28 protein-coding genes and 1 tRNA gene are annotated in these 22,043 nt (G+C 58.7%); 15 read left to right on the top strand and 14 right to left on the bottom strand.

From position 1 onward, the window contains the following. The first annotated feature begins 35 nt into the window (after nucleotides 1-35). Complete coding sequence (locus tag AC33YF_RS03545; RefSeq protein ID WP_491775821.1) at nucleotides 36-839, top strand: sulfite exporter TauE/SafE family protein; 804 nt, start codon at nucleotides 36-38, stop codon at nucleotides 837-839. Between the two features lie 42 nt (nucleotides 840-881). Here the strand turns inward: AC33YF_RS03545 and AC33YF_RS03540 are convergent, their stop codons facing one another. The 5 genes from AC33YF_RS03540 to AC33YF_RS03520 all read right to left on the bottom strand — a co-directional run bounded on the left by AC33YF_RS03540 (nucleotide 882) and on the right by AC33YF_RS03520 (nucleotide 3,850). Continuing rightward, nucleotides 882-1,100, bottom strand: a complete 219-nt coding sequence (locus AC33YF_RS03540) for a hypothetical protein (RefSeq protein WP_491775820.1) — start codon at nucleotides 1,098-1,100, stop codon at nucleotides 882-884. Between the two features lie 212 nt (nucleotides 1,101-1,312). After that, nucleotides 1,313-1,540 carry a hypothetical protein gene (locus AC33YF_RS03535; protein ID WP_491775819.1) on the bottom strand — a complete coding sequence of 76 codons (228 nt, stop codon included), beginning with the start codon at nucleotides 1,538-1,540 and terminating at the stop codon, nucleotides 1,313-1,315. After that, nucleotides 1,537-1,932 (bottom strand): A1S_2505 family phage non-structural protein, encoded by a 396-nt coding sequence (locus AC33YF_RS03530; RefSeq protein ID WP_491775818.1) that lies wholly within the window; start codon nucleotides 1,930-1,932, stop codon nucleotides 1,537-1,539. The genes AC33YF_RS03535 and AC33YF_RS03530 overlap by 4 nt, the downstream gene beginning before the upstream one ends. 64 nt (nucleotides 1,933-1,996) lie before the next feature. Then, nucleotides 1,997-2,359 (bottom strand): hypothetical protein, encoded by a 363-nt coding sequence (locus AC33YF_RS03525; RefSeq protein WP_491775817.1) that lies wholly within the window; start codon nucleotides 2,357-2,359, stop codon nucleotides 1,997-1,999. Nucleotides 2,360-2,557: 198 nt separating this feature from the next. Further along, the gene (locus tag AC33YF_RS03520; protein ID WP_491775816.1) at nucleotides 2,558-3,850 is read right to left on the bottom strand and encodes an MFS transporter; all 1,293 of its coding nucleotides are present in this window, start codon (nucleotides 3,848-3,850) and stop codon (nucleotides 2,558-2,560) included. 209 nt (nucleotides 3,851-4,059) lie between these two features. On the opposite strand from AC33YF_RS03520, the gene AC33YF_RS03515 reads away from it, so the two are divergent. From AC33YF_RS03515 to AC33YF_RS03505, 3 genes are all read left to right on the top strand, one after another. After that, nucleotides 4,060-4,872 carry a class I SAM-dependent methyltransferase gene (locus AC33YF_RS03515; RefSeq protein ID WP_491775815.1) on the top strand — a complete coding sequence of 271 codons (813 nt, stop codon included), beginning with the start codon at nucleotides 4,060-4,062 and terminating at the stop codon, nucleotides 4,870-4,872. A 54-nt stretch (nucleotides 4,873-4,926) separates the two neighbouring features. Next, nucleotides 4,927-5,199: a hypothetical protein gene (locus tag AC33YF_RS03510; RefSeq protein WP_491775814.1), complete on the top strand. Its 273-nt coding sequence runs from the start codon at nucleotides 4,927-4,929 to the stop codon at nucleotides 5,197-5,199. Between the two features lie 756 nt (nucleotides 5,200-5,955). Next, nucleotides 5,956-7,683, top strand: a complete 1,728-nt coding sequence (locus AC33YF_RS03505; RefSeq protein ID WP_491775813.1) for an L-lactate permease — start codon at nucleotides 5,956-5,958, stop codon at nucleotides 7,681-7,683. 124 nt (nucleotides 7,684-7,807) lie between these two features. Here the strand turns inward: AC33YF_RS03505 and AC33YF_RS03500 are convergent, their stop codons facing one another. From AC33YF_RS03500 to AC33YF_RS03490, 3 genes are all read right to left on the bottom strand, one after another. Further along, nucleotides 7,808-8,314, bottom strand: a complete 507-nt coding sequence (locus AC33YF_RS03500; RefSeq protein WP_491775812.1) for a GlcG/HbpS family heme-binding protein — start codon at nucleotides 8,312-8,314, stop codon at nucleotides 7,808-7,810. Nucleotides 8,315-8,470: 156 nt separating this feature from the next. Next, nucleotides 8,471-10,885: a mechanosensitive ion channel domain-containing protein gene (locus AC33YF_RS03495; protein WP_491775811.1), complete on the bottom strand. Its 2,415-nt coding sequence runs from the start codon at nucleotides 10,883-10,885 to the stop codon at nucleotides 8,471-8,473. A gap of 203 nt (nucleotides 10,886-11,088) precedes the next feature. Then, nucleotides 11,089-11,394, bottom strand: a complete 306-nt coding sequence (locus AC33YF_RS03490) for a glutaredoxin family protein (protein WP_491775810.1) — start codon at nucleotides 11,392-11,394, stop codon at nucleotides 11,089-11,091. Between the two features lie 249 nt (nucleotides 11,395-11,643). Here AC33YF_RS03490 and AC33YF_RS03485 point away from each other — a divergent pair, with 249 nt between their 5' ends. Continuing rightward, entirely contained in the window at nucleotides 11,644-11,901 is a 258-nt protein-coding gene (locus tag AC33YF_RS03485) for a hypothetical protein (protein WP_491775809.1), read from the top strand. A 134-nt stretch (nucleotides 11,902-12,035) separates the two neighbouring features. Here AC33YF_RS03485 and AC33YF_RS03480 read toward each other — a convergent pair whose 3' ends face one another. The 3 genes from AC33YF_RS03480 to AC33YF_RS03470 all read right to left on the bottom strand — a co-directional run bounded on the left by AC33YF_RS03480 (nucleotide 12,036) and on the right by AC33YF_RS03470 (nucleotide 13,761). Next, the gene (locus AC33YF_RS03480; protein WP_491775808.1) at nucleotides 12,036-12,296 is read right to left on the bottom strand and encodes a hypothetical protein; all 261 of its coding nucleotides are present in this window, start codon (nucleotides 12,294-12,296) and stop codon (nucleotides 12,036-12,038) included. Nucleotides 12,297-12,499: 203 nt separating this feature from the next. After that, nucleotides 12,500-12,682, bottom strand: a complete 183-nt coding sequence (locus tag AC33YF_RS03475) for a hypothetical protein (protein ID WP_491775807.1) — start codon at nucleotides 12,680-12,682, stop codon at nucleotides 12,500-12,502. Between the two features lie 845 nt (nucleotides 12,683-13,527). Further along, nucleotides 13,528-13,761, bottom strand: coding sequence for a hypothetical protein (locus AC33YF_RS03470; protein WP_491775806.1), 234 nt, complete (start codon nucleotides 13,759-13,761; stop codon nucleotides 13,528-13,530). Nucleotides 13,762-14,115: 354 nt separating this feature from the next. On the opposite strand from AC33YF_RS03470, the gene AC33YF_RS03465 reads away from it, so the two are divergent. Then, the gene (locus tag AC33YF_RS03465) at nucleotides 14,116-14,286 is read left to right on the top strand and encodes a hypothetical protein (RefSeq protein ID WP_491775805.1); all 171 of its coding nucleotides are present in this window, start codon (nucleotides 14,116-14,118) and stop codon (nucleotides 14,284-14,286) included. A 145-nt stretch (nucleotides 14,287-14,431) separates the two neighbouring features. Here the strand turns inward: AC33YF_RS03465 and AC33YF_RS03460 are convergent, their stop codons facing one another. Next, entirely contained in the window at nucleotides 14,432-14,677 is a 246-nt protein-coding gene (locus AC33YF_RS03460) for a hypothetical protein (RefSeq protein ID WP_491775804.1), read from the bottom strand. A gap of 123 nt (nucleotides 14,678-14,800) precedes the next feature. On the opposite strand from AC33YF_RS03460, the gene AC33YF_RS03455 reads away from it, so the two are divergent. Continuing rightward, entirely contained in the window at nucleotides 14,801-14,962 is a 162-nt protein-coding gene (locus tag AC33YF_RS03455) for a hypothetical protein (RefSeq protein ID WP_491775803.1), read from the top strand. 44 nt (nucleotides 14,963-15,006) lie between these two features. Then, a complete protein-coding gene (locus AC33YF_RS03450) occupies nucleotides 15,007-15,306 on the top strand; it encodes a hypothetical protein (RefSeq protein ID WP_491775802.1) in 300 nt (99 codons plus the stop codon). Nucleotides 15,307-15,946: 640 nt separating this feature from the next. On the opposite strand, the gene AC33YF_RS03445 is transcribed toward AC33YF_RS03450, so the two are convergent. Beyond that, nucleotides 15,947-16,021 (bottom strand) — tRNA-Thr (locus tag AC33YF_RS03445). Between the two features lie 518 nt (nucleotides 16,022-16,539). Here AC33YF_RS03445 and murA point away from each other — a divergent pair. The 6 genes from murA to AC33YF_RS03415 all read left to right on the top strand — a co-directional run bounded on the left by murA (nucleotide 16,540) and on the right by AC33YF_RS03415 (nucleotide 21,254). Then, entirely contained in the window at nucleotides 16,540-17,829 is a 1,290-nt protein-coding gene (gene murA, locus AC33YF_RS03440; protein WP_491775801.1) for a UDP-N-acetylglucosamine 1-carboxyvinyltransferase, read from the top strand. Between the two features lie 85 nt (nucleotides 17,830-17,914). Further along, nucleotides 17,915-18,406 carry a DUF2948 family protein gene (locus tag AC33YF_RS03435; RefSeq protein WP_491775800.1) on the top strand — a complete coding sequence of 164 codons (492 nt, stop codon included), beginning with the start codon at nucleotides 17,915-17,917 and terminating at the stop codon, nucleotides 18,404-18,406. 6 nt (nucleotides 18,407-18,412) lie between these two features. Continuing rightward, nucleotides 18,413-19,717 carry a histidinol dehydrogenase gene (gene hisD, locus AC33YF_RS03430; protein WP_491775799.1) on the top strand — a complete coding sequence of 435 codons (1,305 nt, stop codon included), beginning with the start codon at nucleotides 18,413-18,415 and terminating at the stop codon, nucleotides 19,715-19,717. Beyond that, nucleotides 19,714-20,217: a UPF0262 family protein gene (locus AC33YF_RS03425; protein ID WP_491775798.1), complete on the top strand. Its 504-nt coding sequence runs from the start codon at nucleotides 19,714-19,716 to the stop codon at nucleotides 20,215-20,217. The genes hisD and AC33YF_RS03425 overlap by 4 nt, the downstream gene beginning before the upstream one ends. Nucleotides 20,218-20,221: 4 nt before the next feature. Continuing rightward, entirely contained in the window at nucleotides 20,222-20,674 is a 453-nt protein-coding gene (locus tag AC33YF_RS03420; RefSeq protein WP_491775797.1) for an arsenate-mycothiol transferase ArsC, read from the top strand. 109 nt (nucleotides 20,675-20,783) lie between these two features. Beyond that, on the top strand, nucleotides 20,784-21,254 hold the full coding sequence (locus AC33YF_RS03415; RefSeq protein WP_491775796.1) for a hypothetical protein: 471 nt from the start codon (nucleotides 20,784-20,786) through the stop codon (nucleotides 21,252-21,254). A gap of 37 nt (nucleotides 21,255-21,291) precedes the next feature. Here the strand turns inward: AC33YF_RS03415 and AC33YF_RS03410 are convergent, their stop codons facing one another. Beyond that, complete coding sequence (locus AC33YF_RS03410) at nucleotides 21,292-21,564, bottom strand: DUF3303 domain-containing protein (RefSeq protein WP_491775795.1); 273 nt, start codon at nucleotides 21,562-21,564, stop codon at nucleotides 21,292-21,294. A gap of 258 nt (nucleotides 21,565-21,822) precedes the next feature. Between AC33YF_RS03410 and AC33YF_RS03405 the strand changes: the two genes are divergently transcribed. After that, a complete protein-coding gene (locus tag AC33YF_RS03405; RefSeq protein WP_491775794.1) occupies nucleotides 21,823-21,972 on the top strand; it encodes a hypothetical protein in 150 nt (49 codons plus the stop codon). Nucleotides 21,973-22,043 lie beyond the last annotated feature (71 nt).

Here is a 22,043-nt window from a genome sequence, read left to right as displayed (position 1 = left end):
GATCGTGCTGGATAAGTCGGGGGAGGCCCTCATATATGCTTGATCTCAGCGGGGTTGTTGCCCTGCTGCCACTGGTTGGCGCCGGATTCGGCGTCGGCTTCCTCGTGGGACTCACGGGCGTCGGAGGCGGCGCCCTGATGACGCCACTGCTGATCTCGAGTTTCGGCGTTCCGCCGACCATCGCTGTGGGTACGGACCTGCTGTATGCAGCGGCGACGAAGACAGTCGGCGGTTGGCGGCATCACGTGCAAGAGAATGTCGACTGGCCGATCGTGCTGCAGCTCGCAGCCGGCTCTTTACCTGCAGCAATCATTCTGCTTGCCGTGATTGCCTACGTGCCGCTGGACACCGAAGCGATGGCTTCTTGGATCCGCTACGGTCTTGCATTCGCGTTGCCTGTGAGCGCGCTGGCCATCGTGCTGTATCCAATAATGATGAAGTCCCATGCGAACGGGAATTGGGACCCTAACGGAGTAACGCCAAGACGGGCCGGAGTGACGGTTCTATTTGGCGCTGCTCTCGGTTTTCTCGTTACGCTGACATCGGTCGGGGCCGGCGCTATCGGTGTTGTGATGCTCGCGCTGCTGTTTCCGGCATTGCCGGCGAAACGCATTGTCGGATCGGATATTGCCCACGCTGTTCCGTTGACGCTCGTCGCTGGTGCGGGGCACCTTGGGCTAGGCCACGTCGACTTTGGCATCCTTGCGGCACTTCTTATTGGGTCGATACCCGGCATCCTGTTGGGCACGCGCCTTGCCGGTGTCGCGCCAGACTGGCTGCTCCGGCCGCTACTCGCCGTCACGCTGTGCTATGCCGCATATGCGCTCCTCTCGAAGTAGAGCACGTTTAGTGCGGCGCGCGGCAACACAAGAGGGTGCTGCTTAAGCGACTCTTCGTTCAAGCTCTACCCCGAGATACTCGTCGACATTCTGTTTGGCCGCAGCGAGTGCTCCCTCGGGAGAGGGCGCCAGCGTCCGCAGTGGCGACATGGTGATCATGGGAAGATCGTCCCGAGTCGGAACAATGTTTGCGCACCAATTCGACCACTCCTGACGGAGCCGGATCTCGTAGCCTCGATATTGGGACTTATCGCTTTCCATCTTCGTTTCCTTCGCGATTCATGTCCCCCGTTGCAACTACATTGGGATTGCCACCCAACTTTCAATACGAGGTTCATGACAACGCGCCGGAAGCGAGCCAGGAGCTTTCGAACGGCTGCTCAAGTTAGCTCATGTTGCTCAGTGTCTTAGCCGTGCGGCGCAGGTGGGACGAAGAGGCCCTTGCGAAGATTTAATCTGGGCTTTCGTCGCCCCTAGCATCTTCGTTTGATGAAGCCGCGATTCATGTAACGCGGGTTGCGCATAAAGGGCGGCACTGGACCGCGTTGGCACTTCCTTGGAGTAGCGGGCTTTTTCTGCTTTTGCACTTTGGCAGCTTCGCTTGCGCCGACTTTTTTTGCCAACGCAGGTTCTCCCCCAAGGCCGATCAAGCCACTGAGGACGATCGCTGTGACGATACCGACACTCGACAGTCGGCTCATGATTTCTGTGCTCCTTGCGTCTTGCCGAGAGTTCTTCGCGACAACACGTCTTCAAAGTCTTTGGGCAATGTGACGTTGTGCGGTGCGGCTGCGAACATCGGAGCAATCTCCTCCGCGCCGTAGCCCGCAGCGCCACAACCCACTGGGGCAACATTGAATAGCGCCCAGGGGCGCATGCGGGTGAAGCTTAGAAAGGCGCTCACGCTCTCAGCGATTTCGTGACGCGGACGTGGCTCCCCTGTTCTCTCTCTTGTGGGGATTGCATATGCGCCACCCTGCGGTCCACTCCCTTGCCCGTAGACCGCGCCTCGGGTTTGAAGCGCGACGAGCGCGTCGCCGCTGTCGTGTTGCCCAGCAAGGTCTGAGCCGAATACGAAAACAGGCCGATCCATATGCATCGGGGTTACCTATGACCAAACAAGGGACGCGCCCCGGGATGCGGGGCGCGACCTTCAGTCAGCGAATGCAGGAGTAGTACCTGTTGCGCCATTTCGCGGCGCGGGTCTCCTCGTAACGCTTGCGATAGTAGTTGCAATTACGGGTCATGGCCGCTGCGCCTGCGCCAACGCCGGTGCCGACCCAGAGGGCGCGTGTTCCCCAGCGAGCGCCCCGGTAGACGCCACGCCCGGCGCCCCGCACGCCTCTGTAAACACCGCGTCCGGCGCCACGGACGCCTCGATAGACGCCGCGTGTTGCCACGTTGACGCCGTTACCGACGCGTTTTCCAACGCCAGGTCGGGCGTCCGCCGGTGTTTGGAATGTCACCGTCGCGGCAAACGCGACAAAAACGAAAACTGCAAGTCCTGTAATGATCCTCATGGCTCGGTTTCCTCCCTGTCCTAGCCAGCATGGAGCGTAACACATTGCGGCCGGGCAATCTCCCCTCTGTCGCTTCTGCTACTCCACTCTCGTGATCCGGATCGAACGGTGTCGATGGGTTCCCTGTCGTCGTCTCGGTAATTGAATGAGAAACACGAGTCAGCGGACCACGGACCGTTGACGTAGGACTTGGCTGGTCTAGCTGGTCGTCGATGCGGGCGACGCCTCCTCGCCCGCTGAAGGCTTCGTCTCGTGCAGCAGGAAGATCGCGGTGAATAGCGATACGCTGCCCGCGAGCATGACCCAATAGGCGGGGGAGATGGGATCGCCGGTCTGTGCGATCAGCCAGGTTGCAATCAGCGGTGTCGTACCGCCAAACCAGCCGACGGACGTATTGTACGCCAGGGACAGCCCTGTGCACCGCACGGGTTCCGGGATTAGTTCAACATTGGCGGCTGGAAGACCGCCTGCCAGAGTTCCGATAGCGACAACAAAGCCGAGTTCACCAAGAAAGATCACCGCGGCGTCCTGGTGATGCATCAACCAAAAGAACGGAACCGCCCCGAAAGTTAGCATCGCGCATCCCGCGACAATTAAGGGCTTTCGCCCGATCCGGTCAGCCAATGTCGCGGTGATCGGAAGAATAAGAAGAAGAATAGCCATGCTCAGCGTGTTGAGATCGAGAGCCAGGGACTCGCTGAGGTGATCCACGTCTCGAATATACGTGACTGCGTAGACAAAGGCGGTATAGAAGCCGACGCCCAGAGCGACATTGAGCAAAGCAACGCGAATGACGGCGCCCAAATGCGTTGTGAGTGCCTGTTGCACGGGACGATGCTCGTGACTCCGTACCGGCTCGACATCGATGGCGCGCCGGATCAGTATCCCGGCGAAGGCAACCACGGCGCCCAAAACGAAGGGAATTCGCCAGCCCCAACTCGACAATTGATCGGCACTTACGACGAGCGCAACCAACGCGCCCACCCCCGATCCGAGCAAAATGCCTGCGGTGCCTCCCCACATGCCCCACATCGCGGCCCGGGCACGCCTTTGCGGTGCCGCGTTCTCCGCCAGAAAAACCAGTGAGCACGTATACTCGCCGCCGACCGACAGTCCTTGCACGATGCGCAACGCGACAAGCAACAATGGGGCGGCGATGCCGATAGCATCGTAGGTTGGCAAGAAGCCGATCAGGACCGTAGGGACAGCCATGGCCAGAACGGACAGATTGAGGGCTCGCCGGCGACCAATGAGATCGCCGATCCGGCCGAACAACACGCCGCCGAACGGGCGGACTAAAAAGCCGGCTGCAAATGCGCCAAATGCTGCGCTGAGCGAACCTGACGGCGACGACGCTGGGAAAAATAGAGGCGCAATGACGGCGGCAAAATAGCCGTAGAGGGCGAAGTCGTACCATTCCATCACGTTGCCGATCAGCCCAGCGAGGATGAGCCGGCGCTTCTTGCTCTTGGCGGCGGAGGCAGTGTTCACAAATAGGGTACTTTCCCGATGACTGGTCTATGAAATGGCCGGACGGACGCAAGAACTTGTCGTCGACGGCGCAGCCCTTTTACCGTTGTCGCGCCAATTTCAAAAGACGGCAGCTCGCTCTCCAGTGGCCAATATGCCAATTTGGTGTTCTGACTCCTTGTTCAGCGCTGGTGCGCTGACTGCCTTACCTAGCTGAAGCGAGCCCTTGGATGACAGCCGAAGTCCCCGTCGCGACTTTGAACGCCCGCCGTTATGCAGAGACATTCGCGGTCTTTGTTTCGCGCTCGTTCGAGTACCCCGCGATGATCAGAAGATTGGTGGATGTCGCGGAATCGCTGCCCGATGACTTTTTATGTCTGGACATTGGCGCCGGCACAGGCATGGTGGTCCGCGATTGGCTCGCGCAGACCCGCCGCAAGCCGGGGCGCTATTTTGCGATTGAGCCCAACCCCGCCCATACGTCAGAACTACGCGTCAGCCTGTCCGAGCTTGGCATTGACTGCGAGTTGGATGAGGCAGCCTTCGATACGGACTATGTGATCCCAGGCACCTTCGACCTGGTCCTTTTCTCTCACTCACTCTACTGGATGGCCGAACCCATTGCCTGCGTGGCGCTTGCGCGACAGTCTCTGAAGCCGAACGGCAAGATTATCGCTTTTCTGCAAGGGCCCTTTGGCGATCATCCTATGTATCGCTTGTTCAATCCGTATTTCAAACGCGATCGTCCTCCGGGGCCGGATCATGCGTTCTCAAGCGCGGAATTGGTTATCGGCCTGCGAGCAAACGGTATTGCCGCCACGGTGGAGTTCGACCCAACGCCTCATGACCTGACCCGCTTGTTCGATGCCGGCAACGAGGCTGAGAGGGATCAGTATCTTTCGTTCTGTCTACAGATTGAATTCAAGGACCTGGACGAACCGTGGAAGTCAGACATCGTCGCTTATCTTCAGGCCGCCTGCTTCGAGCGAGATGAGCGTCTTCTATGGCTTGCCCCGAATGCCACCGTAACGATCACGCGGTAAAGGTCGGATCGTCGAACGCGTGACCGGCCAAACAGCTTTGGGATGGAGGTTTCTGTGAGCACTCGAAACGTTGGTGGCTTCCTTGCGGGCGTCTTCACGCTCGGCCTTTCAACCAACTGCTTCGCCGCCGCCGGCGAGTTTGGAGATCTATGCGCCATGGCGCCAGTTGGGGGTGTGAAGATGCAGACAGACTGCTCCACCAATGCAATCTATCAGGGGAAGACATATTGCTTTGGTGATGATGCGGCCAGATCGGACTTCATGAAGAAGCCTGGAGATAATCTCGAGCGAGCGCAGAGCTACTACAAGTCGATCGCCGATCAGTAGACGCCTGTGATGCGCCCTAGCGGGCGGCATTGCTGAGCTTTGCGCCCGCAATGTTTGACGACCTCGTCTTGCCTTCGCTCACCTGAGCGCTTGTGACTTCGGTAGCTGCGCCAAGAAAATCGACGGCGCACGCCCCGGTGCAGCCGCCGGCTTTGCCCTTCGCACACGGGTTGGCGCATGGCTGGCCAGTTGTCGTCATAACCGATTGCTCTTATCAGCGTTGAAGATAAAGCCAGCATAGTTGGGGTAATTTTCAGGTCAATTCGAATATATATGATGACTTAATTTCATCTAAGGTGTTGCATGTAAGCACCTATATTTGGATTTATTCTAATAATAGTTTAGAACGCCTCCAGACTTTAGCTTATATTTGAAATGATTCTAATGTTGCGCTCACCGTTCAGGCGTTGCGGCGAGCGCAGGCGCCCTTGGTCGACCCATATCTTTGGCGTCATATCCCCGCCAAGGCAGGTCCATGCCGTGATTTGTCAACACGCATCCTCCGCAGCAGCGAACCGGGTAGGGCAGGCATCACTGTTGCGGATCGGCAGCTGTAACGGTCCGGCGCGAGCGAGCGTGCTATCGGTATTGTTTGCGTGCGCGCCACGCGGGTAAATACGGACAAGGGGGGATTGCCATACATCACCGAAACAGCGCTAAAGATTCGGTCGGACAAGCTCGCCGGGAAGGGCCTGCTTGTTTGTCCCTAACCTTTGCCCTCCATTCGATATCGATCTAGCGAATTAGAGAGCCCCAATGGCAGCCTGGCTTGCATTAACACCCATTTTGGCAATCGCCTTGTTGCTCGTGGCGTTCCGCTGGCCGGCTACACGGGCCATGCCGATCGCCTGGGTTATCACCGGGATCGTGGCCCTGACCTATTGGGACATGAGCGCGAATCGATTTTTCGCCGCTTCGGTGCAAGGCCTCATCATTGCTTTTACGCTGCTGTACATCGTGTTCGGCGCGATTCTGTTGCTAAACACCATCCGCCACAGCGGCGCCGTGAACACTATTCGAGAGGGGTTCCGGCGCATAAGCCCTGACCGCCGCGTTCAGTGCATCATTATCGCCTGGCTGTTCGGGAGCTTCATTGAAGGCGCCTCGGGTTTCGGCACACCGGCTGCAATCGCCGCGCCGCTGCTAGTGGTCATGGGCTTCCCCGCCTTTGCCGCCGTTATGGTTACACTGATCATCCAGTCTACGCCGGTGACCTTCGGCGCAGTGGGCACGCCCATTCTGGTAGGCATCAAAGCGGGCCTGGCCGGCTCACCCATCGTGGACGCGTTCCTAACCGACAACAACTACGCCGTCACCGAGGCGGGGGTCATCCCCTTTAGCTATTTGGAGGTCGTCGGCTACACCGCCGCGACTTTCCATGCGATCGCCGGGATCCTAATTCCCCTAATCATGTGCGCATTCCTGACCAAGTTTTTCGGCGAGGAGCGCTCCCTCAGGAAGGGCCTCGAAGTATGGCCGTTTGCGATCTTTGCGGCGCTCGCATTTATTCTTCCCTACCTGGCGGTCGCCTATCTCATGGGTCCGCAGTTTCCCTCTCTCTTGGGCGGGCTGATTGCCCTTGCCATCGTGGTTCCAGCAGCTCGCGCAGGCTTATTTATGCCGAGGGAGTCCTGGGACTTTCCGCCGAAGAGCGAGTGGGAGCCCGAGTGGTTCGGTTCCGGTCAAGATCAAGACCGCGCAGGTCCAGAGACTGAAGCGCATATAGGGATGGTGGCCGCCTGGTCGCCCTACGTCATCGTTGCGGCGCTGCTGGTGATTACTCGCGTAGACTTTCTGCCGTTCGAGGGCTGGATGACCAGCCCAGCTGTGACCAGCAGCCTCGATTGGCTTTGGGACTGGTTCGGTGAGAACGGCATCTCCGCCAGTATTCAGTGGCTCTACCTGCCTGGTTTCATCTTCTTCCTGACCACGCTCGCAGCCTGGGCCATTTTCCGGATGTCCGCGCGCGAATACGCGGCTGCCTGGAAGGAGACCGCCGTTACCATGCTCTCTGTGAGCATCGCGCTCGGTTTCGCTGTTCCGACCGTTCGCGTCTTCATCGCTTCGAATGTCAACGCCGCTGGCCTAGAAGGCATGCCCATCGAGCTTGCGAACGTCGTGTCGAACGTCGCAGGTGGGGCTTGGCCGGCCTTCGCTGGTGTCATCGGTGCTCTCGGCGCGTTCCTGGCCGGTTCCAACACCGTGTCCAACATGATGTTTTCTCTGTTTCAGTTCGACGTCGCGGACAATATTGGCATCAGCCCCACAATCGTCGTCGGGCTCCAGGCTGTCGGCGCGGCGGCCGGAAACATGATCTGCGTCCACAACGTGGTCGCCGCCGCAGCCACGGTGGGTCTTGTGGGTAAGGAAGGGCTTCTGATCCGGAAGACCATATGGCCCATGATCTACTATCTTGTCGTGATCGGCGCCGCAGGCTTGGCCGGCATCTACCTGCTCGACATCGCTCCGACTATGTCGCCGTGATGTGCGAGCAACTGGGCGCGGATCGATTGGGCTCGAAGTGTTTGTGGCGTCTGCCGACCCATACGCTCGCAAGCCGGCGTACGCCTGAATGCCAGGCATGCCACATAGCCCTTAGAACAGATGCTCAGTTCAGGTCATCGGCGACAGCATCGATGGCAACCTGTGCGCATTCCTCGTCCTGGTCGCCCGTGGCGCCGCTGATGCCGATAGCGCCGACCAAGGTATCATCGGCCTTAATGGGGAGGCCGCCCGGAAAAGCCGTGAGCCCTTCAATATGAGCCAGGCCGGGTGTTCGCCCCACTTTTCCGTCCTCTCCGTAGACAATGTTGGCGAGCCGGCGCGTAGGAAATGGCATCCGTGCTGAGGTGCTGGCCTTTTTAGCAGCGATGTCAATGCTAGCGAGAGGGGCATTGGGCATACGATGAAACAGAACGAGATTGGCGCCTGCATCGACGACCGCGATGCTCAGGTTCCAGCCTTCTTGCGTTGCCTTCACTTCGCAGGCCTCTGCCATACGTTTGGCAAGATCCAACGAAACGTTGGGGCGCATATCGAGGGCTAGCGCGCTGGCCGTTAGCCAGGCGGTGACCAACAGTGACGCAGTGAGTTTCAGCGCAACTCTATACAGCATGTTTTCTCTCCTCGATCCGATCTGGCATTACTTTGAGCTTATAGCAGGAGACAGACCCCTTGTTCGCTCTGGGTGGCTAGCATTCCTTCTCATATAGCCGGTACAGCCCGCTTTACGCCCAAAGATCGATTATCTGAGCAAGCCGTGTCGGGCGAGCTAAGACCCCGTCTCTGGTGCCCGCTCCAAAACGTGGACGTCGCGCTGCGGGAATGGAATGGTGATGTTCGCTTCGCGCAAGGCTTCTAGAATCGCAAAGCGCAATTCACTGCTCCAGCCAATTCGGTTGCGGACATCGCGCAGGAATACACGAAGCTCGAAATCGAGCGAGCTGTCACCAAAGCCGGCAAAGTGAACAACCGGAGGCGGATGCCTCAAGACACCTCGATGCGCCCGTGCGACATCAAGCAACGTTGAACGCAGTTGCTCTACATCAGTTCCGTAATCGACGCCTACCGGTATGTCGAGGCGGCAGCTCCTGTCGATGTGCATCCAATTGCTGACCGGGTCAGTGATAAGCGTCGCGTTTGGAATAATCACAGACTGACGATGAATCGTCTCGATCTCCGTAGATCGCACACTGATTTTTTTGACGGTCCCTTCGTAGTTCCCGACTTGGATGTAGTCGCCAATCTTTATGGGCCGTTCCGCCAGCAGAATCAGCCCCGATACAAAGTTGTTGAAGATGCTCTGCAGGCCGAAGCCGATGCCAACGGACAACGCGCCAGCGACGATGGCGATATTTGAGAAGTCAACGCCAAGATAGGAAAGGCCTGCAAGTGCAGCCAAGACAAAGCCCAGATAGCCAATGCCAATCCGAATGGACTCGTGGAGCCCAGACACACTTTTTCGTCCCGCGAAAACACGGCCGGCGACCCAGCGCTGCGCAAAGCGCGTAAGTGCAAGCCCCAGTACAAAAACGCCAAGTGCAACAAGAACAGACTGGAGCGAAATCCGTATCGGGCCGAACTGGAAGCCAAAGAATGCCGATTGTATCCAGCCCTTGACCTCGACCCAGTCGAACCGCCAGAGCAGCGAAAGGACCGTGATGCCAACCAGCAGTATCGCGATGTCAAGCATCAGGCTCGCGATGATCCGCATTGTCAAAAGAGAGGGCGCGCCCATGTCCTCTTCTTCATCAAGATCATCGTCGATAGCTTGACCTGAGATTGCACTGGCGCTCGACATGGACTCCGCGGCTAAATGCAGGAGATACATGATCCACAGCACGCCGGCGGTTGAGACGGCGTGCGTACTGAAGAAGTGAGCGAGCGCCTGGTAACCAAGCAGCGCAGATAGCAAGATCGCGCCAGCTAGGATGGCAAAGAGTGAGAACAGCCAGCCCCGCCAGCCGGAAAGGGCAGCTTGGCGCACTTGGGGTCCGCTTTGAATAACCCACAACACCGACGCGATGAGGAGCCCGCAGAGTGCAGCGACCACGGCCGAACGAAATACCGCGACGTGGTAGGGCGTAAAGACAACAAGGTCCTTAAGCTCAAGGAGCTTGTCGGCGAGCCAGACAGCAATCAGGATCCACAGTAACGTCGCGACTTTCCGTGCAACGGCATCTGTTGCGGGGACGATCGCCATGCTCCTGTCTTGAGGAAGCAGTGTCTCACGAACGAGCGAAGCAAGCAGGATGGCCCAGCCGGTCACCAAGAGCGCTCGCGGCAGGAACGTATCGAAAGTAGGAGCGGTAAGACCTGCGGACGTTGAGATTAAGTAGAAAACAGTAAGTCCCGCAAAAATAGGCAGACAGGTCCTCAGTGTGTTCTTAATTAGCGCCACGCCGCGGTCCTGTAAGGAAGGCAACTCCTCCTCTTGAACACGCGTTTGCACTGCGGTCAGGCGGCGGATAATCCGCCCTGTCAAGACCGCGACACCAAGTGGTGCTAAAAGCAATAGGGCAAAAAATATGATGCCTTTGCCTAAAGCTTCCGAAATCCACTCACCGACGGCATCGAGTGTTCGAGAAAACTGTTGGGGTATCTTTTCGAGCGCAGTCGGGATGACAACGGAATAGAAATTTGGAACCGGCCGAGAAAGCGACTCTGTAAAGCGCTCCCGGCGGGCGTCATTGGCCCGGCTAATCACTTGGGCAGCACGCACGATCAACAGATCCGATTGCCTCAGCTGACCGTCGAGTGCCGCTATCTGGCTCTCGAGATCTTGCCGCTTCGCGGCGATCGCGTCGCTTTCCTTCGGTGCCCCGTCGGCTGGAACAGGTCCGAGCTTAGCCAGTCGCTCGCGTCGGTCTTCTAATCTTGGTGTTAGCCGTGCGCGCTGCTGCAGGATGTTCTCGCGGAGTTCCTCCAGTTTTTGTGGGATCTGCCGCAGGTCTTCGTCGCTCGTCGATGAATCAGTGACCTGCTCCTCGTTGGCCGTAATTTCGGCTTGCCACTGGCCTAGCGCTTCGTCGAATGCTGCGGCATCAGGATCGGCGAGGCTCCGTTCAGATCCCGGCCCCGCGGGAGCCTCTTGTGCCTGTGCGGGTGGCAAGGCCGCTGCCGCCAGGGAAACCCCGCAAGCGACCATCATCCTAAAGACGCTCGATCTGGACCAGAAACTCGACACTGTTGGTGTTTCTCCTGAGCAAACAACGGCCGGGACGCCACACGCGCCCTAGCCCCTTTTTCTGCGCGACGTTCAGCCATGACAATGAGGAGGAAGAACGGCAACGGGCCATCTGGCCTCTGGTTTGTCGTCCTTGCGACAACATCTCGAGGTTCGACAGAGTCCCTTGCGCGGTACCGGCTAACGCCTAGCGGGTGGTATTGCTACCGGCAGAGTTTCTTTATTCGCGCCTCATCGACGCCTGCCACCACGGTCCGGCCGATGACGGTCCGCGGCACTGCCGCGTCACCGAACCGCTTGACCATCTCCGCCTGGACGCGCGGCGTCGTGGCGTCTCGGACGGTATAGCGGATGTTGTTGCGCTTTAGGATGGCGCGCACCTGCCGGCAATAAGGGCACCACGAGGCGTCGTACATGACAACCCGCTTGCTGCAGGCCGCGTGGGATGGCGTCCCAAGAGACAAGGGTAGGGCTAGTGCAAAAACGCCGAGGGTGAACCTGATAAGCATGGCTTCTCTTTGCGTCTGATCCTATTCGAGTTCACGCGTCGCAGATTGCGATCAATTGCTCGCCTTACGGACGATATATGAGTTCCTTGGAAGGTCCAGGGGAGCGACGAGCTCGCGAAATGCTCTCGAAACTGTGATCGCTTGTCAGTGACCTCCGTCACACAGGAATTCCATACCACGATAGTATCACGACTTTCTGGGTAGTTTGCGACCCAGTTCTAGACAGGTTCACAACACGGAGTACTATCTATGAAAGCGACATATCTGATTTCCGCTATCGCCGGCGCAACGCTGATGTCCACCGCCGCGATTGCGGGTACGGGCGCCTACGACAATATGTGCGCAATGGGCCTCGCCATGGGCAAGCAAGTCAAGACCGACTGTTCCATTAGCGGCGAGATCGGTGGCACGACCTACTGCTTCGGCACTGAAGAGGCCAAAGTGAGTTTCATGAAGGATGCGGATGGAAACCTCGCCAAGGCGAGCAAGTACTACAAGAGCCTCTAAGCCCGGCTCCTAAGCATCGCTTGAATACAGATGGGGTCCGCTCGAAACCGAGCGGACCCCATTCTTGTCTTCGCAGCAGTCAGGCGCTACGGACTGTATGACGTCGCGAAGCGAAAGGTTTAGGTCGCGCCCGTTTAGTCTTCTTCCTTGACCTTGTTCAGAACCTTGAAGTCCTTGTCGAGATAGACCTCGTATTTGACTCGGTCGCAGATGACATCGTCAGCTTCGAACCACTTGCCCTCTATCTCGATTTCCGAGTCCGCTACCGTGCAACCCATCTCTTTAATGGCGGACTGCACGCCTTCGATTTGCTCCTCCGTCAAGGCTTGCTTCGCTGCGGACGCTGATGCTGCTGTAAAGAGAGTGAGAATAAGTGTAGTCGCCAAGACGCGCATGATAGCTGATCCTTTAACTGGGTTATTGTCGGTTGATGCGACCCTAGCAGTCTTGCCCGGCTCGCCGTGCTGGTGGTGTCCGCTCGCAGCCGCAAGGGGACCCTATTCAGGTAGTTTCCCTGCGGGGTCGTGCAAGTGCGGTAGAGGAAATCGATCAGGGGAAGCGGGATTTTCGATCTTTCGCCGGCGTCGTACGTCGCGCGTTAGAGGTTGCTCGTCACGCTCATGCTGAGCCGCTCCAACAGGGCCATAACGACACCGATCTTCAGGCTCAGAGCGCCCAAGGCGAACACCATAACGGCTGCCGGATAAAGAACGGTCTGGCTGCTGCCAAAGGACCGAGTAAGAGCTTGGAGGCTTGATCTGTCTACAAGTGGTTTGTTCATGGTCGGGCGGCTCCGTATCAAACTCTAGTAGCCAACGCTCCGGCGACGCGAGTGGATCACTGCATTAAAGAGAAGCCCCCGGCCAGGGAGGGAGGACCGGGGGCTTTTCGCTAGCATGGTCGCTTAGCGATCAAAGTTCGTCTGGTAAGGGTTCGGGAAACCGTCGGCGAGAACAGGTGCGCCAGAGGCTGCCAGAAGTGCGAGAGCAAGAAGGGTGGCCTTCATCGTATGTCTCCTAATCAGTGCCCCGTCTGCGAGAGTGCTATCGGGTTCGACTTGATCAGGAGGTAGAAACTGGCCGCGCGCTTTACCAATAACGCTGTGTCAGAACGACGTGCTTGAAACCTCTCGCTGCCTCACGGCGATGTGTGAGCACTGTGTCATCACCGTGAGGCGTCGTGTGTTGTTTGCCGATCAAGAGAGCCGTTCTCACGTCACTAACGCTTAGAACTTTCCCAACCCAGCGGAATACATCGCGTCGCTTGTCGGCGCTGTTTCTGTAGGCGATCTCCTGCAGAGGCATGCCAGAGAGATTCTGCCCATGCCGACGCACTAACCCAAACAGCTACCAGTACGACACCTTTGCCAGATATACTCTCTATAATAGTACAATTGTTGTTGTTGCAACCAAAGGGACCGTTTTGATGCGGTCACTCTTTATATTGCTGGCGCTTGCCGCCATTTCGTTGCCCGCCGTTGCCCTTGCACGTGGTGGCGGCTGTCGGGCTTCCGCGCCGGAAGGACAGTGCTGCCACATGGACAACAGCACCTGCCGCGTTCACTGCCATTAACGCCTGGTTGCTTCGCCGTGGGCGGCGGTTCTTACTCGGCGTGCCGCAGCCGATCTACTCGTCGGATAACACGTAGCGGAGGAAACGGCCGGCTGCGTAAGAGATCGCAGCGCCGGAACCGGCCATCACGGCGAAGAACGTCCAAGGGAAGGCGCTCCGCTCGCCGACAGCGTTCGACAGGTAGAGGTAAATGCCGCCGACCCAAACAAGTCCGACGACAATGCAGATCCAATAGATCGCCCAGCCCAAGCGGTAGGCGATGCCGGTTGTCAGCGGTTCATTGGCCATCGGCGGGCTCCGAAGACAGCGCGCATGAAAAAAACGAGTGTAGCCGATTTGCGGCGACTTCGAGGGAAAACGTACCGCCGGTGGATCCATTTTCTCGGCGCAATGAAAGTTTGCATGCGGATAATCCAGCGGCGACACGGTTTCGTTCCACTGGTAGCTGTCCTGCTTCGAGCGCTCTGTAACGTAGAGCCTGGTGCTCGAGCCACCCAGGACGGCCAAGAGCCCCGGCCTGGACGCGTACGTTTGGGGTGGCCGGGGCTCATTGGGCCGATTGCTGCCACTCCTGACATGAAAATTTGCCTCAAGGCAATCCAACCGAAGTCCTCGTGCCGTTCAGGTGACGAGTGAAGGCGAATGAATTTGGAGACGCTCGTTTTGAAGGATCACGTACTTCGTTGGACAGGACCGGTCGCCCTGGCGCTTTGGACCGGCTGTTTACTCGTCAGCGAACACTGGCATAAGCCCGAAGGACAGATCTTTGCGTCCACGCTCAGGGTCACGGTCGCGACACTGAGCGGCACGTAAATCGGAGAGGCCACAGTGCCAAACTTTCAATAAGCACGGGCAGCTTCGCGATCTTCACGGCAATCCTGCGTTGTTCATCCGTAGCCCGAAGATGAAATATGTCCGCATCGGACTGCGTCTCTCGCGCGCGGATGTAGGCAGGATACTAGTACCTGTAGCGACGACCCCGGTGCCTTAGGTCTCGACGCGGCGCGCGGTAGACGTGATAACCGCGTGGACGGTCGTCACGAGCCCGCGGGACGTAACCTCGCCTGCCTCTCAGGTCGCTGTAACCATAGCCGGGACCGGGCCCGACATAAGTGCGCATGCCGCCAGCCAAGGCTGCCGTCGAAGCAAGCGTCAGCAAGAAAAGACCGACAGCGCCAGCAATGAGGACTAACGACGACTTCATCGCGTTTCTACCTTATGGGTCAAATAACACTTAGCAAAGAGTACAAATTTAGGCCCTGACTCACGTCAATGGTTTGGAGTAACGTCAGTGCGCGGCTCAACTGGCAGGCAACAGGAGGAAACTATGAAATCGTGCACAGCGTTCGCCCTCACGCTAATGATGGCCGTAAGCGTCTCTTCGGGTGCGATGGCCGATGAGAAGAAATGCAAGGAGGGCCACGTCTACAGTGAAACCGAAGAGAAGTGCATCCCTAAACCCGGGCCCGCTAGGCCAGACAAGTCTTAGCCGGTAGAGCGATGCACATCCTGATCTTTATAGCGACAATGATCATGGCGACGGCTGCTTATGCAGCCTGTTCTATCGTGCCCAGCAAGATCATGAAGTGCGACAGCCACCTCAAAGATGTGCAGTACGAGCGCCACGAACCCCTGTACAGCCGAGCACTGCTCTGCAAAGCTACGAAAGAGAAAATGGGGCTATGGCTTGAGCCGGAAATTCATGTGGTGCATCGCGATCTGAAGGGTCTGTTCTTCGAGGTGATGGACGATGACGGAGACGTCGTCGCCAGGGGAACCTACAACCTCGACATAAAGGAACTCACCGGGTGGGTTCCTGTGGCGATGGAATAACCTGTCCACGCTTTCCCTGCGCAGAGCGCGTTTAGCAAAAGCACGGACAGGCGCCGAGCAGGTGCAAAAAAGAAAGCCCGGATTTTGGGCCGGGCTTCAGAGTGATTGATTGTAGGTGGTCGATGCGGCAGTGCCCCGAAAGGCCTATTACCTATCGACGCCGCATCCTCGGCATTAGACGTGTGTCCCTCTCGTCCAAATTGTCTTTGCAGAACCTCCTCCAAGCACGACGCTTCTGAGGGTCGTCGGGATATTTTGTTTTTGCGACTTCCCTGCACGTGTCTTGCATATCGGCAGCTTGCGCAGGCGAGGGCTGCAGGGAGAAGGTCAATACGAAGGCCAAGCCAATCGCGGAAAGTAGTAATTTATTCGACATCGCTTTGCTCCTCAAAGGTGCGCCAACAGCAGAGCCATGACCAATTTGGACTGAGCCATCATACCCTCCGACGGCAACAGCTAGGATTGACCGAATTCAAAACCAATAGAAGCCGCAGAGCGTGCGCCATTATGTGCTTCCCCGCGCAGACGCCGAATAGCAGCATTGAGTTGGGCGCCACGGCTGGCCGTGTGCGCAGCGCTGCAGCCGTTGGACGCTTTGTCGGCTACTATTTGGCGATGGTACGAAATATGGGTGAAGGCCTGGTGCCGCCGGACAGGATTGAACTGTCGACCTCGTCATTACCAATGACGCGCTCTACCACTGAGCTACGGCGGCGTTCCAAGTCCCTCTCGGCTCGGCGCACGCATCGATATGAGCACGCGGTTCCCGGTTGGGCCGATGGGGTTGCGACGGGTGGGCGGATCCCAGCAAGCTGGCCCGGCATTTATCGCCGGCGAACCCCTCCCAATGCGGCGCGCAAACTGCCATAGAGGGCCTAGCCACGCAAGGAGTCCACGTGCTCTTACAGGCACTGAAGCAAAAGGTTAAAAGGCGTCTGCCCACAGGCGCCAACTGAGAGGCGGGATGGCTGACGAAGACAAGCGCAGACCGAATGCGGCCCGGGCGCCAACGCAGGATGCAAAGCAGGAGCGCCTGGCAAACGCCCTGCGAGCTAACCTATTGAAACGCAGAGAGAACGCGCGCGCGCGAAGGGCCGCACCAAAAGGCTCGAAAGAGGGGGGACAGGGGTGAGCCGAAAAGGGTAAGCTGGTCGCTTGTCGCATCGCGTGATGCGGCTGAACAGGGGACACGGGGCGCGTCGGTTCGAGACGCGGCAGAGGGAGTTACGCGTTATGGATCGCATCCGCATTGTTGGCGGCGAAAGGCTCGAGGGCACCATTCGGATCAGCGGTGCGAAGAACGCTGCACTGCCGCTGATGATTGCCAGCCTTCTCACGGAAGAGACACTGACACTCCATGGCATGCCGCGCCTTGCGGATGTGTCCCTTCTTTCCCGCATTCTCGGCAACCATGGTGTCGACGTGACCATCGCGGGCAAGCGGGCCGGCCAGGATGTCAACGACGGTCAGACCTACAAGCTGACCGCGGCCGAGATTGTCGACACGACCGCGCCCTACGAGATGGTCGCACGCATGCGGGCAAGCTTTTGGGTGCTGGCGCCGCTTCTTGCGCGGTGCCGCGAGGCCAAAGTCTCGTTGCCTGGGGGCTGCGCGATCGGAACCCGCCCTGTTGACCTTCATCTGGTAGCGCTCGAAGCACTTGGTGCGGACATCGAGCTCGATGCCGGCTACGTCATCGCGAAGGCCCCAAAGGGATTGAAAGGCAACAGGGTTGAATTGGCCAAGGTCTCGGTGGGCGCGACGCATAACGCTCTGATGGCGGCCGTTCTGGCGGAAGGCGAGTCCGAGATCGTCAACGCCGCACGGGAACCCGAGGTCGGGGATCTCGCAACGTGCCTTGTTGAGATGGGCGCCAAAATCGAGGGAATCGGAACCTCTACGCTTCGTGTTCAAGGCGTACCATCCCTGCACGGCGCCGAGCACCGCGTTCTGCCGGATCGCATCGAGACCGGCACCTACGCGATGGCTGCCGCGATCACGGGTGGCGACATTTTTCTGGAGGGCGCACGCCCCGAGCTTCTTCATGAGGCGCTCGTGGCTCTACGCTCCATCGGCGTTGACGTCTCCGAAGAGCCCGGCGGTATTCGCGTCTCGCGCAACGGGCGCGGGCTTGATGCAGTTTCCGTCGAGACTCAGCCCTTCCCAGGCTTCCCGACGGACCTCCAGGCCCAGCTCATGGCGCTGATGTGCACGGCGAACGGCGTTTCAGAAGTGCGCGAGACGATCTTCGAGAACCGGTTCATGCACGTTCAGGAGCTGGCAAGGCTGGGCGCGCGTATCGATCTCCGGGGCGACACAGCGCTTGTCCATGGGGTAAGCGGGCTTCGCGGCGCTCCCGTTATGGCGACGGATCTGCGCGCGTCGGTCTCACTCATTATTGCGGGGCTCGCTGCGCAGGGCGAGACGACGATCGGGCGTGTCTATCATCTGGATCGTGGCTTTGATCGTCTCGAGGAGAAGCTCCGCCGGTGCGGTGCGCAGATCGACCGCATCGCCGGCTAGGCATCTACAGTTGGAATGTCTTCCGAAGCAGACCAAAAGCGTGGTAGGTCGATATTGACGATGCTCTTACCGGTAATTCCTATCTATGACGACGCTTAAGCTGCTCGCGCTCGACGAGGAGGACCTTCAAGTCGTGTCCTCCCAGCTCCAAGACGCCGTGGTGCGGGTTGGGGATATGACATACTTGCCGTCTCAAAAGCGCTTCGCAGCGGTGCTCAATCGGTTCGATTGGCAGCGCGCGGGCGGCAATGGCAAACCCTATCGCCGGCTGCAGACGGCGTTGCGATTCGATCGTGTGCTCGGCGCTCGGCACAAGGACCTCTCGCCTGACGACAAGGACCGCGTCCTGTCTCTGCTCGCCATTGGTTTTGAGGCGGGCGAGATTCCGAGCGGCAAGATCGTGCTGTATTTTTCCGGCGATGTGACGGTGCAGCTTGACGTCGAGTGTATCGAGGCGGAAATGCGCGATCTTGGTCCGGCTTGGCGAACTCGCCACAAGCCCGAACACCCGGGCGAAGGCGATGGATCCGACCCCGGCGCAACACGTCCGGATGGTTCTGAGGCCACGGGCGTCTGAGGTTGCATGGCTCAGACGCTGGATACACGTGAGGATGACTTCACGGCGCGCTTCGAGACGTTGCTCGGCATGAAGCGGGAATCTTCTTCCGACGTGAATGACGCCGTCGCCGCAATCATCGCCGACGTCCGCGCGCGCGGCGACGCAGCCCTCGTGGAGCTCACAGAAAAATTCGATCAGCTCGATCTGCGCGAAGCAGGCTTGGCCGTAACGGAAACGGATGTGGCCGCCGCGCATAGCGCCGTCGATGACGAGACGGTGGAGGCGCTAAAACTCGCACACCAGCGCATCCTCGATCACCACAACCGACAGCTCCCAGCGAGCGAGAGCTACGTTGATGCGATTGGCGTAGAACTCGGGCAGCGCTGGACGCCGGTCTCCTCGGCTGGCTTGTATGTGCCTGGCGGTACTGCCAGCTATCCGAGTTCCGTTTTGATGAATGCGGTGCCGGCGAAGGTTGCAGGCGTCGAGCGTCTGGTCATGGTCGTTCCATCGCCGCGCGGTGAGCTCAATCCGCTTGTTCTTGTTGCGGCGGCCGTTGCTGGTGTGGACGAAGTTTACCGAGTTGGCGGCGCCCAGGCCATTGCTGCGCTGGCATTCGGCACGGAGACAATTCGTCCCGTGTCCACGATCGTCGGGCCTGGCAATGCCTATGTCGCCGCCGCCAAAAGACAGGTTTTCGGCCAGGTTGGCATCGACATGGTCGCGGGGCCCTCGGAGGTCGTTGTGATCGCTGATAAGGAAAATGACCCGGCCTGGATTGCGAGCGATCTGTTGGCCCAGGCGGAGCATGACACCGCTGCTCAATCCATTCTAATTACGGACGACGCTGATTTCGCCGAGGATGTCGTCGCCGCTGTGGACGCGCAGTTGGAGACGCTGCCTCGCGCGGAAACTGCGCGGGCGAGTTGGGAAAATTTCGGCGCAGTAATTCTCGTCGAGAGCCTAGCCGATGCTCCCGCACTCTCGGACCGGCTCGCGCCGGAGCATCTCGAGATTGCAACGGAGAACGCGGACGCCCTAGCCGAGAAAATTCGTCACGCCGGGGCGATCTTCGTGGGCCGGTTTACACCGGAAGTCATCGGCGACTACGTGGCGGGCACCAATCACGTCTTGCCGACCGCGCGCAGCGCCCGGTTTGCGTCGGGCCTCGGCGTTCTGGACTTCATGAAGCGGACGTCGCTGCTCAAGCTCAATGCCGAGGCTCTAAAGGCGTTAGGTCCCGCCGCCATGACGCTCGCGCGATCCGAAGGACTCGACGCGCATCGCCGTTCCGTCGGCGTAAGGCTTAACTTCCCGGATTGGTCATGACAGAGACGGACGACGACAGCTCATTTCCGGAAACAGCACGCCTACTCTCCGTCACGTTGGACGAGGCCTCGCTCGGGCGCGATAGCGTTGAGGTCGAGCATGAGCGCGAGGTCGCGATTTTCGACCTCATTGAGAAGAACAATTTTCTCCTTGAAGCCGAGGGGCAAGAAGGGCCGTACACGCTGCATCTTTCGTTGGCCGACAATAGGCTGGTATTCGCGATCTCAAGCGAAGAAGGACTTTTGCTACAGCAGATCATGCTGTCGCTGTCCCCATTTCGTCGCATCGTGAAGGACTACTTCTTGATCTGCGACAGCTACTATGCCGCCATCAAGACGCAGCCTGCCTCCAAGATCGAAGCCATCGACATGGCGCGGCGCGGTTTGCACGATGAGGGCAGTCACCTATTGATGGAGCGCCTTCGGGGCAAGGTAACGGTCAACATCGCCACGGCACGGCGATTGTTCACGCTCCTTTGCGCTCTTCACTGGAAGGGCTGATCCGTTGAGCGCTAGCGGCGATCTGCCTGGCGCTGTTCTTTTTATATGCGCCAGCAACGCCATTCGTTCGCCCATGGCAGCCGCGATACTGCGTCATCTCGCAGGCAGGCGGGTTTATGTCGAATCGGCCGGCGTTCGACCCGGCGAGCGCGACCCGTTCGCAATTGCTGTGATGGACGAGATCGGTGTCGACATTTCCGATCACGTAGCCCAGTCGATCGACGATCTCCACGATCTTGGCTTCGACCGCATTGTTACTCTGGCTCCGGAGGCGCAGCACAAGGCGCTAGAACTAGCGCATGGGTATGCAATCGATGTGGACTACTGGCCAACGCCAGATCCGACTTTAGCCAGCGGTTCTCGGGATATGATCCTCGACGCCTATCGCCAAGTCCGGGACCAGTTGTTCGACAGGGTCAAGACGGAGTTCCCCGTCCAAGCCGCAGGCGGCGTCTAACGGCCGGTCGGAGAACAGAATCTTTTTCCGCAACTGGAACAGCTTGGGCGCCAAGCCGTTTTTTTTGTGTCTTTAGAAACCTGTAACGAGCGTAACGAAGGGCCAGGCGATGAATGAAGTCTCAAGAGCAAACCCTGCGGGCGTGCCCCAGGGCCACAATCAGACCCTGGAGCTGACTACCGACCAGGCGGTCGAGAGCGCGGCGCTCGCAGGTGCCGCCGCTATTCAGAAATTGGTGACGGAGCGTAACGAATTGCGGACGCGCCTTGGGGCCCAGGAGCAAGAGACAGCAGCCTATCGAGCGCTCAATAACGAGCTCCGGCATCGTTTGCTGCTGGTCCACCAGACCTATGTTGAGATGGCCAAGAGTGTCGTTGGCGACCTAGAACGCTTCGACGCCGCGCTGCGGGATTCCGCTCAGGAGGTCCACACCGTCATCGAGACCCAGATGCAGTGGGAGGCGGCGGCGCCCAATTCAGGCGCGCTGCAGAATGGGTCTGCAAAGATGAACGGTGCAGATCGTAGTGGACCGCCTTCGCAAGGCGCACTGACTAAAGGGCCTTCCAAAATGAAAGCCTAAGTCGCGAGCGGCCTCTGAGCGCCCAACCAAGGCGGTACTAGCCCTTGGATCCTAGGAACTTCTTCGGCTGATCGAAGTCCATGACCGGAACCAGGTCATGCACGTTCAGGTTCGTCCAAGGCTCAAAAAGCGCCGCGATTGCCTCCGGCTTATCCGACTCCACCAGAATGAACGACTCCTGTTGCATGAGCGAAATCCAAACGCCCTTCAGTTTGATTCCGGGAACCTCCGGCACCCCATTTTCCATGAAACGGCCGAGGCTCTCGTCACGGTCTTCCGGCTGCATCGTGACATGGCACATCAACAGCATTTCGGTCCCCTCAAACTCATTGGCCCAATGCCCGCTGACGACGCCATAGTTGCCGCTCCGGTCGCCAAATCAACCGCAAAATGGCGTGTTCGCTCTGGCCAATGGCTCCCGGAGGGTCACGACGATTCACGCAGCAAAAACTGAGGCTTCGCACTAACAAGAGTGCTCACGGCGGTGCCTGCAATGGTCGAAAAACAGCGACTGTGGCATAGAGAACACAGCATCGAGCGACGGGTTGGTCTATAAGAGTCTCATCAGATGTCGATTCTGCAGGGAATTTTTTTGGGGGATCCAACCATGCGCATGTTCGTCGCTCTCGCGATTGTCGTTTCTGCCTCGATCGGTCTGGGCGGTTGCTTCGGCCACCACCAGGAGACCGTTGTTGTTGAGCCGCTGAAGCTCGGCTAAGCAGCTAACGACGAGATAGCAAAACAGGTTATCTCTACGGCAATGCCAACCCCGGCCAGGAATTCCTGGCC

The sequence above is a fragment of the Methyloceanibacter sp. genome (assembly GCF_058506495.1).
The sequence above is the reverse complement of the archived record's forward strand: the minus strand, read 5'-3'. Positions and strand labels throughout refer to the sequence as shown.

Coding starts and splice junctions, on each gene's coding strand:
- AC33YF_RS03455 (WP_491775803.1), top strand. CDS start 14,801: ATGAAATCGTGCACAGCGTTCGCCCTCACGCTAATGATGGCCGTAAGC.
- AC33YF_RS03500 (WP_491775812.1), bottom strand. CDS start 8,314: ATGCTGTATAGAGTTGCGCTGAAACTCACTGCGTCACTGTTGGTCACC.
- AC33YF_RS03505 (WP_491775813.1), top strand. CDS start 5,956: ATGGCAGCCTGGCTTGCATTAACACCCATTTTGGCAATCGCCTTGTTG.
- AC33YF_RS03545 (WP_491775821.1), top strand. CDS start 36: ATGCTTGATCTCAGCGGGGTTGTTGCCCTGCTGCCACTGGTTGGCGCC.
- AC33YF_RS03405 (WP_491775794.1), top strand. CDS start 21,823: ATGTCGATTCTGCAGGGAATTTTTTTGGGGGATCCAACCATGCGCATG.
- AC33YF_RS03475 (WP_491775807.1), bottom strand. CDS start 12,682: ATGAACAAACCACTTGTAGACAGATCAAGCCTCCAAGCTCTTACTCGG.
- AC33YF_RS03450 (WP_491775802.1), top strand. CDS start 15,007: ATGGCGACGGCTGCTTATGCAGCCTGTTCTATCGTGCCCAGCAAGATC.
- AC33YF_RS03515 (WP_491775815.1), top strand. CDS start 4,060: ATGACAGCCGAAGTCCCCGTCGCGACTTTGAACGCCCGCCGTTATGCA.
- AC33YF_RS03490 (WP_491775810.1), bottom strand. CDS start 11,394: ATGCTTATCAGGTTCACCCTCGGCGTTTTTGCACTAGCCCTACCCTTG.
- AC33YF_RS03465 (WP_491775805.1), top strand. CDS start 14,116: ATGAATTTGGAGACGCTCGTTTTGAAGGATCACGTACTTCGTTGGACA.
- AC33YF_RS03460 (WP_491775804.1), bottom strand. CDS start 14,677: ATGAAGTCGTCGTTAGTCCTCATTGCTGGCGCTGTCGGTCTTTTCTTG.
- AC33YF_RS03480 (WP_491775808.1), bottom strand. CDS start 12,296: ATGCGCGTCTTGGCGACTACACTTATTCTCACTCTCTTTACAGCAGCA.
- hisD (WP_491775799.1), top strand. CDS start 18,413: ATGGCTCAGACGCTGGATACACGTGAGGATGACTTCACGGCGCGCTTC.
- AC33YF_RS03425 (WP_491775798.1), top strand. CDS start 19,714: ATGACAGAGACGGACGACGACAGCTCATTTCCGGAAACAGCACGCCTA.
- AC33YF_RS03415 (WP_491775796.1), top strand. CDS start 20,784: ATGAATGAAGTCTCAAGAGCAAACCCTGCGGGCGTGCCCCAGGGCCAC.
- AC33YF_RS03410 (WP_491775795.1), bottom strand. CDS start 21,564: ATGCTGTTGATGTGCCATGTCACGATGCAGCCGGAAGACCGTGACGAG.
- AC33YF_RS03470 (WP_491775806.1), bottom strand. CDS start 13,761: ATGGCCAATGAACCGCTGACAACCGGCATCGCCTACCGCTTGGGCTGG.
- AC33YF_RS03530 (WP_491775818.1), bottom strand. CDS start 1,932: ATGGATCGGCCTGTTTTCGTATTCGGCTCAGACCTTGCTGGGCAACAC.
- AC33YF_RS03535 (WP_491775819.1), bottom strand. CDS start 1,540: ATGAGCCGACTGTCGAGTGTCGGTATCGTCACAGCGATCGTCCTCAGT.
- murA (WP_491775801.1), top strand. CDS start 16,540: ATGGATCGCATCCGCATTGTTGGCGGCGAAAGGCTCGAGGGCACCATT.
- AC33YF_RS03540 (WP_491775820.1), bottom strand. CDS start 1,100: ATGGAAAGCGATAAGTCCCAATATCGAGGCTACGAGATCCGGCTCCGT.
- AC33YF_RS03485 (WP_491775809.1), top strand. CDS start 11,644: ATGAAAGCGACATATCTGATTTCCGCTATCGCCGGCGCAACGCTGATG.
- AC33YF_RS03525 (WP_491775817.1), bottom strand. CDS start 2,359: ATGAGGATCATTACAGGACTTGCAGTTTTCGTTTTTGTCGCGTTTGCC.
- AC33YF_RS03435 (WP_491775800.1), top strand. CDS start 17,915: ATGACGACGCTTAAGCTGCTCGCGCTCGACGAGGAGGACCTTCAAGTC.